10 protein-coding genes are annotated in these 14901 nt (G+C 69.9%); 3 read left to right on the top strand and 7 right to left on the bottom strand.

The genetic code is table 11. The features are described from left to right. The first annotated feature begins 126 nt into the window (after nucleotides 1-126). Complete coding sequence (locus WME82_RS23480) at nucleotides 127-1200, top strand: CAP domain-containing protein (protein WP_437747713.1); 1074 nt, start codon at nucleotides 127-129, stop codon at nucleotides 1198-1200. Beyond that, nucleotides 1197-2381, top strand: a complete 1185-nt coding sequence (locus WME82_RS23485; RefSeq protein ID WP_438044623.1) for a GspE/PulE family protein — start codon at nucleotides 1197-1199, stop codon at nucleotides 2379-2381. The genes WME82_RS23480 and WME82_RS23485 overlap by 4 nt, the downstream gene beginning before the upstream one ends. Before the next feature lie 84 nt (nucleotides 2382-2465). On the opposite strand, the gene WME82_RS23490 is transcribed toward WME82_RS23485, so the two are convergent. From WME82_RS23490 to WME82_RS23520, 7 genes are all read right to left on the bottom strand, one after another. Beyond that, complete coding sequence (locus tag WME82_RS23490) at nucleotides 2466-3857, bottom strand: GH1 family beta-glucosidase (protein WP_437873610.1); 1392 nt, start codon at nucleotides 3855-3857, stop codon at nucleotides 2466-2468. A gap of 18 nt (nucleotides 3858-3875) precedes the next feature. Next, nucleotides 3876-4934 carry an ABC transporter ATP-binding protein gene (locus WME82_RS23495; RefSeq protein WP_437747716.1) on the bottom strand — a complete coding sequence of 353 codons (1059 nt, stop codon included), beginning with the start codon at nucleotides 4932-4934 and terminating at the stop codon, nucleotides 3876-3878. A gap of 2 nt (nucleotides 4935-4936) precedes the next feature. Then, the gene (locus tag WME82_RS23500) at nucleotides 4937-5896 is read right to left on the bottom strand and encodes an ABC transporter ATP-binding protein (protein WP_437747717.1); all 960 of its coding nucleotides are present in this window, start codon (nucleotides 5894-5896) and stop codon (nucleotides 4937-4939) included. After that, the gene (locus WME82_RS23505) at nucleotides 5886-6842 is read right to left on the bottom strand and encodes an ABC transporter permease (RefSeq protein ID WP_437873613.1); all 957 of its coding nucleotides are present in this window, start codon (nucleotides 6840-6842) and stop codon (nucleotides 5886-5888) included. The genes WME82_RS23500 and WME82_RS23505 overlap by 11 nt, the downstream gene beginning before the upstream one ends. A gap of 21 nt (nucleotides 6843-6863) precedes the next feature. Beyond that, nucleotides 6864-7841, bottom strand: coding sequence for an ABC transporter permease (locus tag WME82_RS23510; RefSeq protein ID WP_437873614.1), 978 nt, complete (start codon nucleotides 7839-7841; stop codon nucleotides 6864-6866). Between the two features lie 48 nt (nucleotides 7842-7889). Beyond that, nucleotides 7890-9611: an ABC transporter substrate-binding protein gene (locus WME82_RS23515; RefSeq protein ID WP_438044624.1), complete on the bottom strand. Its 1722-nt coding sequence runs from the start codon at nucleotides 9609-9611 to the stop codon at nucleotides 7890-7892. 749 nt (nucleotides 9612-10360) lie between these two features. Continuing rightward, nucleotides 10361-12769 (bottom strand): right-handed parallel beta-helix repeat-containing protein, encoded by a 2409-nt coding sequence (locus WME82_RS23520; RefSeq protein ID WP_438044625.1) that lies wholly within the window; start codon nucleotides 12767-12769, stop codon nucleotides 10361-10363. A 1091-nt stretch (nucleotides 12770-13860) separates the two neighbouring features. On the opposite strand from WME82_RS23520, the gene WME82_RS23525 reads away from it, so the two are divergent. After that, a complete protein-coding gene (locus WME82_RS23525; protein ID WP_438044626.1) occupies nucleotides 13861-14748 on the top strand; it encodes a hypothetical protein in 888 nt (295 codons plus the stop codon). The last annotated feature ends 153 nt before the right edge of the window (nucleotides 14749-14901 follow it).

Genomic DNA, 14901 nt, shown 5'->3' on the forward strand with positions numbered 1-14901 from the left:
CCGCCGTACACGCCGCCGTGCGCCCGAAGGCGTCGGCGCTCCCGGGTGCGCGCGCGACATCGAAGCGCTACGGTCGCAACGATGCGCGCGATCATCGGAGTCACAAGGAGAAGCAGGACAGGAGCGATGGATGGTCAGCGGGAGCGCCGGTCCGGGGCGCTCTGGCTCGGGCTCGTCGCCGCGGGCGCGCACGCGCTCGGGTGCGGCGCGAGCGCCGCGAAGGAGCCGGCGGAGGAGCCGTCCGGCGGCAAGGCCAGAGGCGGGGCGGCGGAGGAGGAGAGCGCGCGCCCCTCGGAGGGCAAGGCCGCCGGCGTGGAGGCCGGCGGCGAGGCCCAGGGCGCCCAGGCCCCGCCCGCGCCGGGCCAGCAGATGACCCGCGCGGAGGCAGCGCGGTACGTGCTCGGCCTCGTGAACCGCGATCGCGCGGCGCACAAGCTGCCGCCCGTCCGGTGGGACGAGACCGCGGCGCGCGCAGGACGGCGGCACGCCGAGGACATGGTCCGGATCGGCTTCACCGGCCACTGGGGCAGCGACGGCTCGGTCCCGGAGGAGCGCTACACGGCCGCGGGCGGCGACGGGTTCCCGATGGAGAACGCCGGCTGCTTCGCCGACGCGATCCCCCGCGAGCTCGATCCGGATCCGCGCTTCTCCGCGGAGAGCCTCGAGCGCGTGCACCAGGCCTTCATGAACGAGAAGCCCCCGGCCGACGGGCACCGGCGCAACGTGCTCACAGCGTCGCACACGTCGCTCGGGGTCGGGCTGGCCAAGGCGAAGGGGTTCGACATCGCCTGCGTGGCGCAGGAGTTCGTCGACGACTACGGGACGTACCAGCCGCTGCCCAGGCGGACGACGATCGGCGAGCGGATCCGGGTGAGCGGCGAGATCGCCGCGCCGGCGAAGATCGCGGGCGTCGGGATCTCGCGGGTCGAGCCGGGGAAGCCGATCAAGCCGGAGAAGCTGCTCAAGATGGGCGGATACCCGATCCCGCCCCCCTACGCGACTTTCTTCCCGAAGGGCTTCAAGACGCCTATTCCTCTCCAGGTGACCGGCAATCGATTCGACATCCAGGTCCCGCTGGACGACCGCGGGCGACCCGGGCTCTACGGCGTCAGCGTCTGGGCGACATTCCCCCCCTCGGGCGAGCTGAAGATGGTCTCGCTCCGCACGATCGACGTCGTCGGCAAGGGAGGCGCGCGATGAGCCAGAGCCGCCCCCCCACGGCGTCCGAGGAGCTCGACGCGGTCAAGGTGCTCGATCACCTGGTCCGCCGCGCGGTCTCGATGGGCGCGAGCGACATCCACGTCGAGCCGAAGCGCGACGGCATCCGCGTGCGCTACCGCGTCGACGGCGTGATGGTGGCGCAAGGGCAGATCCCGATCGAGATCGCGCCGTCGCTCACCTCGCGCGTGAAGGTGCTCGCGCGGATGGACATGACCGAGCGGCGCCTGCCGCAGGACGGCCAGTTCAGCCTGGAGCTCCACGGCCACCCGCTCATCCACCTGCGCGCCTCGACGTTCCCCGCGATCCACGGCGAGACGCTCGTGCTGCGCGTGCTGCTGAGCCACCAGCTGATCGCCCTCGACAAGCTCGGGCTCGCCGAGGGGGACCTGCCGCGGCTCGAGCGGCTCGCCGACCGGCCTTCGGGGCTGATCGTCGTGTGTGGGCCGACCGGATCCGGCAAGACCTCGACGCTCTACTCGCTGATCAAGGTCATGAAGACGAGCGAGCTGAGCATCGTCACGCTGGAAGATCCGATCGAGGTCGAGTTCGCCGACATCACGCAGGGGCAGACCAACCCGAGGCAGGGCTTCACGTTCGCGACGGGCCTGCGCGCGATCCTGCGGCAGGACCCGGACGTGATCATGGTGGGCGAGATGCGCGATCCCGAGACGGCGCAGATCGCGCTGCAGGCGAGCCTCACGGGGCACCTCGTGCTGTCGACGCTGCACACCTCCGACGCGGTGGACACGGTCGCGCGCCTCGTGGACCTCGGCGCGGAGTCGTGGATCGTGGCGAACGCCCTGCTCGCCGTGGTCGCGCAGCGGCTCGTCCGCAAGCTCTGCGAGGAGTGCGCGGAGACGTACGAGCTCGAGACCGACGTGACGGGCGAAGAGGACAAGGTCCTCATCGAGAAGGGCGCCGAGCTGAAGCGCAGCGTCGGGTGCCAGACATGCCACTTGACGGGCTACCGGGGGCGCATGGGCCTGTTCGAGATGCTGGAGCTCGACGACGACCTGCGGGATCTCGTGAAGGCGCGGGCGGGGAAGCGCGCATACCGGGACGCCGCGCGCAAGGTAGGGCTCGTGCCGCTGCGCGAGGCCGGGCTCGCCAAGGTGAAGGAGGGGCTCACCTCCCTGGACGAGGTGCTCCGCGTGACGTGACGCTCCCCGCTCTGGAGGAGGTCTTGCCGAGCGCGTCGGCCAGGCGCGCCGCGGTTCGCCGTGCGATCCGCGGCGCGTCGCCGGTCAGGTCGCCTGCGAGGAGCCGTCGTCGACCGCGTTGGCGGCGATGACGCCCTTGTACCAGAGCGCGCTGTCCTTCGGGATGCGCCGCTGCGTCTCGTAGTCCACCCAGACGATGCCGAACCGCTGCGAATAGCCGCGATCCCACTCGTAGTTGTCCATGAGCGACCACACGAAGTACCCCGCGAGCGGCGCCCCCGCGTCCATCGCGCGCCGCGCGGCGACGAAGTGATCGCGCAGGAACTGAAGCCGCCGCGTGTCCGGGATGCGGCCGTCCTTGTCCGGCTCGGTCGAGTAGGCCGCGCCGTTCTCCGTCACGTAGAGCTTCGGCACGCCGTACTCCACGTGCAGCCGGAGGAGCAGCCGCCGCAGCCCTTCCGGGTAGACCTCCCAGCTCATCTCCGTCTGCTCGGAGGGGGGCGCGACGTGCACCGTCCTCGGCAGGTTCTGCTCCTCGGGCACCTTGCTGCTCCGCAGGACCGCCCGCGAGTAGTAGTTGAGGCCGAGGAAGTCGCACTGCGTGGCGATGATCTCGAGATCGCCCGGCTTGCACACGGTCAGCCCCTCCGGCGGGAGGTAGCCCAGCGCGATGTAGTCCTCGATCATGTCCGCCGGATAACGCCGGCCGTACAGCGGATCGAGGAACCAGCGGTTGAAATACCCGTCGTAGTGGCGGCACGCGTCGTAGTCGGCGGCGCTGGGGGACGCGGGCATCGCGTAGTTCATGTTGAGCGTGATGCCCACCTCGGCGCCGGGACAGTTCTGGCGCACCACGGGCACCGCGAGGCCGTGGGAGAGCAAGAGGTGGTGGCTCACCGCCAGCGCCTTCTTGAAATCGCGCATGCCCGGCGCGTGGATCCCCTTCTCGTAGCTGAGGAACGCCGTGCACCACGGCTCGTTGTGCGTGATCCACTTCTTCACGCGATCGCCGAGCTTGCGCGAGATGACGTCGGTGAACTCCACGAACGCGTCCGCCGTCGAGCGGTGCTGCCAGCCACCGACCTGGTCCTGGAGCACCTGCGGCAGGTCCCAGTGGAAGAGCGTCGCGTACGGCTCGATCCCGGCCGCGAGGAGGCCGTCCACGAGCCGGCTGTAGAAGTCGAGCCCCTTCTGGTTCACCGCGCCCCGGCCGTTCGGGAGGATGCGCGGCCACGCGATCGAGAACCTGTAGGCCATCATGCCCAGGCTCTTCATCAGCGCGATGTCCTCAGGCCACCGGTGGTAGTGGTCGCACGCGATGTCGCCGTTGGTCCCGTCGACGATCTGACCGGGCGTCTTCGCGAAGCGATCCCAGATGGACTCGCTGCGGCCGTCCTCGTTCGTAGCCCCCTCGATCTGATAGGAGGACGTCGCGGTCCCCCAGACGAAATTGTCGGGAAATCTCAGAGACGGCATGTCGGTTCGTGGTTCTCCCTAGAGAGGTCCGGCCTCGGCGGAGGCGGGCACCGTGCGATCGTAGAGCGCGGAGGGCGCGATGACGGAGCCGGGCGCGTAGAGATGGCAGCGGACCCAGTGCCCCGACCCGACGTCGATGGCCCCCGGCATCTGCTCCCGGCACGTGTTCATCACGCTCGGGCAGCGGTCCGCGAAGGGGCAGCCCGGCGGCGGGTTGATGAGCTTCGGCGCCCCGGAGCGCGCCGGGAGATCGCCGCGGATCGAGCCGTTCGGATCCGGAACCGCCGAGAGCAGGAGCTTCGTGTACGGGTGCGCCGGCTGCTGCATCAGCTCCTCGCTCGGCGCGCCCTCCACGATGTGGCCTGCGTACATCACCATCGTGCGATCCGCGACGTAGCGCGCGCTCGCGATGTCGTGCGTGATGTAGAGGTAGGAGATGCCGCGCTCCTCCTTGAGCTTCTCCATCAGGTTCAGGACGCCCATGCGGATCGAGACGTCGAGCATCGAGATCGGCTCGTCCGCGAGGATCACGCTGGGATCCACCGCGAGGGCGCGGGCGATCGCCACGCGTTGCCGCTGACCGCCCGACAGCTGGTACGGGAACTTGAGCGCGACCTCCGCGGGCGGGTTCAGATCGACCGTCTTGAGGAGCGCGTGCACCTTCTCCCGGAGGATCGCCGCGGTGGGCGCCTTGTTGTGGAGCAGGAGCGGCCGCTCGAGGTGGTAGCCGATGGTGTGCACCGGGTTGAGCGAGCCGAACGGATCCTGGAAGATCATCTGCACCTGCCCGCGGTAAGCGAGCGAGGCGCGGGTCGGCTCCTCCTTCAGCACGTCGCGACCCTTGAACACGATCTGCCCGCTGCTCGGCGGCATCAGCCGCGCGAGGAGCCGTGCGATCGTGCTCTTGCCGCTGCCCGACTCGCCGACCAGCGCGATGACCTCACGCTCTGCCAGCGAGAACGATGCGTCGTGCAGCGCCCGGAGCTGCTGCGATCGCAGCCCGCCGCCGACAGGGAAGTACTTCCCCAGGCGCACCACGTCGAGGACAGGCGAGACAGAAGGTTGCGTCATCGTCATCGTCAGTAGAGGTGGCAGGCGCCGCGGTGCTCGGGCGCGATTTCACGAAGGGCGGGCAGCTCGTTCTGGCAGGTCGCGAAGGCCTGCGGACACCGGGGATGGAAGCGGCAGCCGGCGGGTGGGTTGCGCATGTCGGGCGGCGAGCCCGGGATGCCCTGCAGCCTGCGGCGCGGCCCACGGACCGAGGGGAACGACCCGAGGAGCCCCTGCGTGTACGGGTGCTTCGGATCGCTGAAGAGGTCCTTGGCGCGGGCGGTCTCCGCGAGCTTGCCGGCGTAGAGGATGGCGATGCGCGTGGAGAACTCGGCGATGAGCGAGAGGTCGTGCGTGATGAAGAGGATCGAGAAGCCGAGGCGCTCCTTGAGCTCGGCGATCTGCTGCAGGATCTCCCGCTGCACGACCACGTCGAGCGCCGTCGTCGGCTCATCCATGATGAGGAACGGCGGCTTGAGCGCCATCGCGATGGCGATCACCACGCGCTGGCGCATGCCGCCCGACAGCTGGTGCGGGTAGCTGTTCAGGCGCGACGAGTCGATGTTCACGAGCTTGAGCAGCGCGGCCGCGCGCTCCATCGCCTGAGCGGGCGTCACGCCGTCGTGCGCGATGATCGGATCGGCGATCTGCTCGCCGATCGTCAGCACCGGGTTGAGCGCGGTCATCGCGCTCTGGAACACCAGCGCCATCTTCCGCCAGCGGAAGGCGCGGAGCTGCTCCTCGTTCATCGCCAGGACGTCCTGCCCGGCGAAGTACACGTGCCCGCCCGTGATGACCGCCGGCGGGCGGAGCAGCCGCATGATGGCCATCGCCACCGTCGACTTGCCGCTCCCCGACTCGCCCGCGAGGCCGAGCACCTCGCCCGGGGCGATGTCGAAGGAGACGTTGTCGACCGCGCACACCGGACCCGTCGGGGTGATGAACTCGACCCGGAGATCCTGAACCGAGAGAAGCGGACTAGGCGCCATGAGTCCTCACCACCGGCGTAGACGGACCCGCCGTGACCTTGCGGCTCCTGAGGAGACGCGACCAGGCGCCCTCCGCGCGGAGCCGCGGATTCGAGATCTCGTCGATCGCGTAATTGATGAGCGTGAGCGCGAACCCGACAAGCGCGACGCACACGCCGGTGGGCACGATGGTCCACCAGGCGCCCGTGAGGAGCGCGGCGTTGTTGCTCGCCCAGTAGAGATTCGTGCCCCAGGTGACGGCGCTCAGGTCGCCCAGCCCGAGGAACTCGAGGCCGACCTGGGCGCCGATCGCGTAGACCGTCGCGCCGATGAAGCCGGACATGAGGAGCGACGTCATGTTCGGCAGGATCTCCACGAAGATGATGCGCGCGCTCCCCTCGCCGCTCACGAGGGCCGCGGACACGAAGTCCTTGTCGCGCAGCGCGAGCACCTGCGAGCGGAGCACACGCGCGTTCCACGCCCAGCCCGTGAGGACGAGGACGAACAGGATCGTCAGCGGCCCGGCCGGCAGGTAGGCCGCGATGACAACGGCCATCGGCAGGCCGGGGATGATCAGGAACACGTTCGTGAGCAGCGAGAGAACGCTGTCGATCCAGCCGCCGAAGTAGCCTCCGGCCATGCCGATCGCCGCGCCGATCGCGATCACGGCGAAGCCCGTGGCGAAGCCGACGGCCAGCGAGGTCCGCGCGCCGACGATCGTCTGCGCGAGCACGTCCTGCCCCTGGCCGTTCGTGCCGAACAGGTGCTCGGCGGAGGGAGCCTCGTGCGGCATGCCCACGAACGCGTGCGGGTCCTGGCCCACGAGCGAGGGGCCGAGCAGCGAGAGGAGCAGGAAGAAGAGCACGATGAGCGTGCCCACCATCGCCTTGCGATTCGAGAGGAGCAGGCGGAGCCATCCCGCCGCACGGGAGGCGCCGCCCCCGCTGTTGCCTTGTTGCGCAGCCATCGCTTCTCCTGGACCCAGCCGTCAGCGCCCGCGGGCGCGGGGATCAAGAAACACGTAGATCACGTCGACCAGGAAGTTCGCCCCCAGCACGGCGAACGTGATGGTGAGGAAGATCCCCTGCATGAGCGGGTAATCCTGATTTCGAACCGCCTGGATGAGCAGATAACCTTGCCCCGGATACGAGAAGACGATCTCGGTGAGCAGCGAGCCGGCGAGCACGAAGCCAAGCGCCATGCCGAAGCCCGTGACGTTGGGCAGGAGCGCGTTCCTCGCGGCGTAGGTGAACATGACCCGCCACTGCGAGAGCCCCTTGGCCTGGGCCATCGTGATGTACTCCTCGGACAGCACGGTGACCATCGCGCTGCGCATGCCGAGCATCCAGCCGCCGATGGTGGCGACGACGATCGACAGGGCGGGCAGGACCATGTGCGAGAGCACGCTCCCGATGAACTCCAGGCTCCAATCGGGCGAGAGCGTGTCGCTGTAGGCGTGGCGCAGCGGGAAGGCCCCGAGCACGAACCCGAGGACGTAGAGCGACACCATCGCGAGCCAGAAGTAGGGGAACGCGCCGAGGAACATCAGGACCGGCGGCATGACCGAGTCGAGCCAGCCGCCCCGCTTCCACGTCGCGACGATCCCGAGCACCGTCCCCAGCCCGAAGCTGACGATCACGGCGGCGCCCGACAGGAGCAGCGTCCAGCCGAGCCCCGTCGCGATGACCTCCGTCACCTTCGCCGGGAAGTGCGCCACCGAGGTGCCGAGATCGCCGGCCAGCGTGTGGCTCAGGTAGGTGATGTATTGCTTGTAGAGCGGCTCACCCGTGAACCCGAACGCCTTCCGCAGCGCCTCGATCGCCTCCGGCTGCAGCTGCCCCCGGAAGCGCACGAACATGGCCGAGGCTGGATCGCCCGGCATGGCGCGCGGAATGAGGAAGTTCAGGGTGAGCGAAGCCCACGCCGCGATGAAGTACAAGCCCAGCTGTCGCAGAAGGTAACGCACAGAAGCTCTCTCTTTTAACCTGCTCTCCGGATCAGGTCACGCCCAACTTCACTTCGGCTTGAGCTCGGTGAGGACCAGCAGGTACTCGGGCGGGTTGTTGGGCGACAGCTTCGCGTACGGGTTCTCCTTGCTGGGGAACCCGGTGAAGCGGCGTGTGTTGTACTCGCCCCAGGACGGCCCGGGGAAGAGCGGGATCGAGGGCGCCGTCTCGGAGAAGATCTCCTGGAGCTGCTCGATGATCTTCTTCTGCTCCGCCGGCTCGGTCGCGGCCTCGAACACCTCGAAGAGGCCGTCGGCCTGCTTGGCGCCGAAGCGGTGCCAGTTGCGCGCCGACGTCTCGCCGACCGGCTTCGCGGTCGCGGTGCCGAGGAGGTCCCGGTAGAAGTTGTATGGGGTCGGCTCCTCGTTCGACCAGCCCATCGACAGGTCGAACGTGCCCTTCTGGAGCGCCTCGAAGAACGCGCTGAAGTCGTACGTCTTCAGCGTGGCCTCGACGCCGATCTGCTTGACCTGCTGCGTGACGATCTGCGCCGCGCGCACCCAGTCGGACCAGCCCGTGACGACGTTGAGATCGAAGCGCAGCGGCTTCCCGTCCTTCACGCGGATGCCGTCGGCCCCCTTGGCATAACCCGCCTCGTCGAGGATCTGGTTCGCCTTGGCCACGTTGAACTTGACCCAGTCGCCCGCCTCGACCGTCTTCTGGCTGCGCCAGCGCTCGTGCGCGTCGCTCAGCGCCGTCGCGTCCGCCGGCCGCGTGTAGTTGTTCATGGCGACCTTGACGATCTGCTCGCGGTCGAGCGACATGCTGATCGCCTTGCGCACCCGCGCGTCGTCGAGGGGCTTCTTCGCCGTGTTCGTGTAGACGAACACCGTGCTGCCGACGAGCGGGAACCAGTAATGGTGATTCGTGGGGTCCTTGCCGACGTAGACCTTCTCGATCTCCGGGACGAAGTTGCCGGCCCAGTCGACCTCGCCGTTCAAGAGCGCCAGGTTCGCCTGGTCGTTGCCCGGGTACGCCGGGAAGCGGAGCCCCTTGATCGCCGGCTTGCCCTGCTGCCAGTAGTTCGGGTTCCGGCCGAGCTCGTAGATCTGGTTCTGGAAGGTCTTCACCTCGGTGAAGGGCCCCGTCGCGACCGGGTTCTCGTTCGTGTACGTGACCGGATCCGCCACGTCCTTCCACTTGTGCTCCGGCACGATCGGCTGGTGGCCGAGGAAGACGAGCCCGGGGACGTACGGCCGCGTGAGCGTGAACTCGACCGTGGAGTCGCTCTTGGCCTCGACCGAGGTCAGCCACTTCCAGACGCCTTGCAGGTCGAGGGCGACGTGCTTCTTCAGGAGCCCGAAGGTGAAGGCCACGTCCTTCGCCGTGAACGGTTGGCCATCGGACCACTTGACGCCGGGCCGCGTCGTGACGGTGAGCGTCTTGTTCCCGTTACCCCACTCGTACTTCGATGCGAGCCAGGGGGTGAACTCGCCCTTCATCGTGTTGTAAACGAGGAGCGGCTCGTAGATGCCAGCGACGGTTGGCCAGCGAACGTTGCCTGGTGCGAGCAGAGGATTGAAGTTCCGCACCCATGACGCTTGCTGCTCGATCGAGACGGTCAGGAAGGTGTCGGCGGCCGGAGAGGGTTTGCCCGGACCCGGCGCGGTGCTCGCGCCGCCCGCGGACTCCTTGGTCGGTTCGGTCTTCCCGCACCCCGCTGTGACACCGACCGAAAGAAGCAACGTCGACAACACGAACGTCCGACGCGGCAACAACCAGTTCCTCATGAGAATGCTCCTCGCGGGGCCCTCGTGGATACGCCCGAGCGCCCACCGTCCCTCTCCCACTCCTCAATCTCCCTGGAAGCCACCACGCGGCAGAGCGGCTCGCCGGAATTCGACACCGCGACGCAGTGCGCCATACCAGCATCCAGGCGTCGGCACTGTAGCCGTTTTCGCACAGCAGTGTCAACGGGGATTCGAGGTCGCTGTCAAGTTCTCGCGCCGCTTACTCAGGCGCGTTTTCAAGGGAGATGTCGTGGTGCGTCATGTCTCGCAGCAGCAACTCCGTCTCATGTGGTGCTCATGGTGTCATCACGCGTCATGAGGAATGATGGCTTAAGCACTTGCACTGTTATTTTCTTTGACCGTAGTAAGAAAGTAAGCCGTCACAGACTGCGTCGGTTCAGGCACCTGAGGTGCGCCGCGGTCCACGCGCGTCCGGGGCAGGTCTATACAGACGTCCGCGGGCGATTACAAGACCAGAAATTTCCAACTTCGCGCCGGTGGACAGGGGGCGCGCTCCCAGGGCGAGCGCGGGCACCTCCTGGGCGGGCAGAGAGGGAAGGCCGCGTCAGGGGCGGACGCGGGCGGAGCGTCGGGTGCGGTCAGCGTTGTAGTGCGGGCCGCTGTTCGACGCCTGATGGGCTGGTCTTCTCCGCCGTGGCCGTGAGTACCACGTATCAGGAAAGGCTCCCTTCGATGTCATCAATGTTTCGCGCGCAGGCGCGGGCCAGGCGGGCGGCCGCGAGCGCGCCTCATGGGAGCGGGGGAGCGGACGCTGGCACGCGGAGCTCGCCGCCGAAGAGCTCGTCGGCGGTGCAGTTGTCGAGGAACGCGCTCTCCTTACCCAGCTTCAGCTGAGGCTCGGGCGAGCCCTGCACGACCAGCCCGAAGCGGTTGTCCAGGGCGCGAACCCGGGAGAGGCGACCCGTGCTCCGGTCGTACAGGATGCCGGCGCGCGCACAGCCTTCCACCCGCACGTCATCGAGCGCGACGGTGGAGCCGGCGAGCGCGAGGACGCCGTCGGCGACGAGCTCGTCGCGCCGGCTGCCCTGTGCGGCGCGGGGATCACCCGTCACCCCGTCGACGACCGTCTGCGAGATCTCCGCCTCGGAGGCGAACAGCACCACGCCGGCCGTGCGGCTCCCGCGGACGAGGGACGAAGCGATCCGGATCTCGTACCCCGCGGCGGCGACGCCGATGCCCGTGCTGTCGTCGTCGTCGTCGTCGTCATCGTCGTCATCGTCGTCATCGTCGTCTGATTCGCCGCCCGCGGTGCCGTCGATCAGGTTCCCGATGATCTCGACCCTGCTGCCGAGGATCTCCGTGCCGGCGAAGACGCCGACGGAGCGGTTGCCGCTCACGACATTGCCCGCGAGCACCGCGGTGGCGCCCCGGTAGATGACGATCCCCTGCCCCACCGGCGCGCGGCGGTCCGGCGCGACATGCCCCTCGACGAGGTTGCCTGTCACGGTCGCCTCGGACCCGTCATATCCCACGAGCAGGCCGGTGCCCTCGTTGCTGCGAATGGCATTCGACACGAGCGTCACCCGGCCCTCCGCCACGGTCAGCCCGGCGCCGTCCCCCCAGCCGCCCTCGGCGATGGTGCCTTCGATGAGGTTGCCGCCGGCGATCAGCTCGGCGGAAGAGTCGCCGACGTGTACCCCGGTGCCGCGGTTCCGGACGACCGCGCTGTCGTGGAGGCGCATCGCCGCGCCGCGGGTGACGGCGACGCCGAATCCGCCGAGCAACGACCCGGTCGGGGCCGCCACCGTGCCCTGCACCAGGCTCCGCGTCATCGTCGCCGCGCTGCCCTCGCCGATGACGGCGACGCCGATCTCGGTGTTGCCGAGGACCACGCTCGAGTCGATCGCGACGCGCGCTTGCCTCGCCGCATACACGCCGACGCCGTAAGGCGGGTCGGAGCTCCCGGGGCTCGTCCCCTCGACGAGGACGCCGGAGAGGGTCGCCGACGCGCTGGCCGCCACGAGGATCCCGGACAGCTGGTTTCCAACGACAGCCGTGCTCTCGATCGACGCCTCGGCGCCGTCCTGCACGACGATCCCCTGGCCGTCCGCCGGGTAGCGCCCCGACGACAAGGTCCCCTCGACGAGGCTGCCCACCACGGACGCCGTGGCGCCCGCCTGGAGCGCCGCCACGCCCGCCGCGCGGTTGCCCGTCACGGCGCTCTCCTTCACGAGGAGCGCGCCGCCGGCTTCCGCAAGGGCGCCGATGCCGGTTCCTGCGCTGCCGTCGCGCGTCCCCTCGATCCAGCTCTGCGCCACCGAGAGGCGGGCGCCGTCGCCCGACTGGACGCCGGCATGCATGGCGTCCTTGATGTGAACGCGCTCGAGCGTCACGGCGCTCGCGCCGGTCGCCACGACGCCGGCGCCGTCTCCGCCGATCTCGATCCCCCGGAGCGTCACCTCCCCTGCGTCGAGCACGGCCACGATCGCCGGAGGACTCACGGCCGAGCTGACCCCGCGGATCCGCACGCGTGAGGCGCACGGGCCGGCGATCTCGAGCGGCTTCGTGATGACGACCGGCTCGTCGTAGGTCCCCGCCGCGAGCGCGATCGTCCCGCCGTCGGCGACGAGCCCCAGCGCCGCCTCGATCGTCGTGACCGGCCTCGCCTCGGATCCGTCGCCGTCCGCGCCGGAGTAGCTCGGATCCACATAGACGTTCCCGGACACGCGCGGGACGCTCCCCCACGGCCCGCGCCCGCAGCCGACGGGGCCGTCGACCGGCACACACCCCGCTTCCGGCGTCGCGAACGTGCCTGTCGGGCACCTCGCCATGGCCGGCCTGCAGAGCCCGTCGTCGCCCGCGAGCTCCGGAGCGCAGCGGGGGATGCCAGCGGGAATACAGCCCTCATCGAACTTCGGGATCGTCCCCGCAGGGCATTTCGCCATCGATGGATGGCAGAGTCCGTCGTCCTCCACGAACAGCTCGGCGCACCCCTGGATGCCCACCGGCATGCACGCCTCCGCGGGGCCGAGGACGTGCCCAGACGCGCAGCTAGGCGCGCGCGGCGCGACGCCCTCGCATGCGAGCGGGGCGCCGGAGCTCCCCGATGCGTCGCTGCACGCCGCGACGAGCGGCAAGAGGGCCGCGATGCAGGCGGCCAGGCAAGATGAACCCGCGCGCGTCGCGCAGAAGCGCATGCAATCCCCTCCTTGGAAAGCGCTGCCTCGCGCGCCGCGGGCTCCCGCTCCTCGGGCGAACAGCTCTCCAGAGCTCCCGCAGCAGCGCGGAGACCGCGCGTAGCCTCCATGAACAGGCGCCCCGAGCGCCCGAGATCGTCGAGGAGCCCGCGCCAGGGTGACGAGAACGCCGGCTGTGCGCCTTTGCGCCCGTGCGGCGCCGCGCGGGCTCCTTTAGCGTAATGAATCCTACAACGGGAGATGCGCTCCTGCCAGGCAAAGGAGCCGTGATCGCGCCGACTTTCCCTTCGCTGCAGCGCCACGGACGGCTGCGCCGCGCCGGGTCTCCCGGGCGTGGGCGCGCGCGAACCTCGCTGACACCGAGGCTCGCGCGCGGCCGAGCGTGTGGGTCAGACGTCTTCTGTCAACCACGTTGAACCGGGCGAACGCGGCGCGGAGACGCCCCGCGAGGGCGGCCGCTCCCGCTTCATCGCCGGCCCGCCGTCCGCGGCTGAAGGCGGCGACCGCGCCGTCGTTCCGGACGACGGGGTGACGCGCGGCGCGGCGCAGAGCGCGGCACACCCGCGCGACGACGGCGAGGTCGCCGCAGGAGGAGCGCCGCGCAGGGCCCTTGTCGGCCGAAGTGGGCTGCGCACGGCGTGACCAGATGGCAGCAAGCGATGAGAACATCCCCGCCGACGAGCGCAGATGTCGAGTCGCTGCAGCCCCTGATTGCAGGGATCCACCAGGTCTTCGGAAATGCGGCTTGCCGAGCGCGATAAAGCCGCAAGTCGGGTCGTCCTCCCCCCGTTTCATGCCGTCCCGCCGCGCGCGGCGCGCGGCGCGCCCTGCGATGGACGTCGACATTTGCCTTTCTCCAGCGCTCGAAAGGCGCCCACATCGGCGCTGCGAGGCGGCGCCGACGCGGCGGCTCCCCGGCGCGATGAAACGGGGCAGAACGCTCACCCGGCGCGGATTCAGACAATGCACTTTCGCCGTCGCCGACGCGGCAGGCTCTGCACACGAAGAGTCAGGCACGCAGCCTGCTCTCCACGCCGTTCAACATGCCGGCGCGGGCCCGAGGGCCGTAGCAGGGCATGGAAGGAGGACGGATGGTTCGCTCAATCGATATGAAGATGGCGCACGCGGCGATGCTCTTTTCTGTGTTGATGACCGGGTGCGCAGTCGACGCGGTGGCTCCGCAAGAGGCCGACTTGGACCAGGCTGACGTCGACGTGGCGTCGAGTGAGCAGGCGTTGGAGGACGAGGAAGCGACGGACGAGGAGACGCGGGGCGGCGGCCTGATCGGCGCGCCCGGGGTGCCGGGCAAGACCGATATCGGCCAGGCCCCCATCAAGGGCGGCCTCGGCGGCCCCGGTGGCCCGCTCCAGGGCCCCGGCGGCATCGGACAGGGACCCTTCAAGGGCGGCCTTGGCGGCGTCGGGCAGGGCCCCGGCGACATCGGACAGGGACCGTTCAAGGGCGGCCCCGGCGGCCCCGGTGGCCCGCTTCAGGGCCCCGGCGACATCGGACAGGGACCCTTCAAGGGCGGCCCCGGCGGCCCCGGTGGCCCGCTTCAGGGCCCCGGCGACATCGGACAGGGACCCTTCAAGGGCGGCGGCCCGCTCCAGGGCCCCGGCGGCGTCGGACAGGGCCCCATCAAGGGCGGCCTTGGCGGCGTCGGGCAGGGCCCCGGTGGCCCGCTCCAGGGCCCCGGCGACATCGGACAGGGCCCCATCAAGGGCGGCGGCCCGCTCCAGGGCCCCGGCGGCCCCGTCGGCCAGGTCGGGCAGATGCCCGGCGGCCCCGTCGGGCAGATGGGCGGGATCCCCGGCCTCGGCGGCCTCCCGGGCATGGGCGGCTTCGGGTGGCCGCTCGGCATGGGCGGCTATCCGTACGGCGGCTTCGGCTTCCCCGGCGGCTTCGGCGCGCCGCTCGGCGGCTTCGGCGGCGCTGGGTGCTGCGGCGGAGGTGGTTTCCCTGGATCGCTCTTTCCCTGACGTCGTTCCCTGGGCGCGACGGCCACGCTGCCGCCGCGAGCCGCGGTGAATCGATACGAGGGTCCGCCCGAACCTGCGGGGAGAGTCACACAAGCTCCCCGCGAGGCGGGCGGCCCGTCCGTCGACCTGCCTCTGGAGAGCGGGCGCCCTCCA

The organism is Sorangium sp. So ce128 (assembly GCF_051525245.1).
Classification (GTDB): Bacteria; Myxococcota_A; Polyangia; order Polyangiales; family Polyangiaceae; genus Sorangium; species Sorangium cellulosum_B.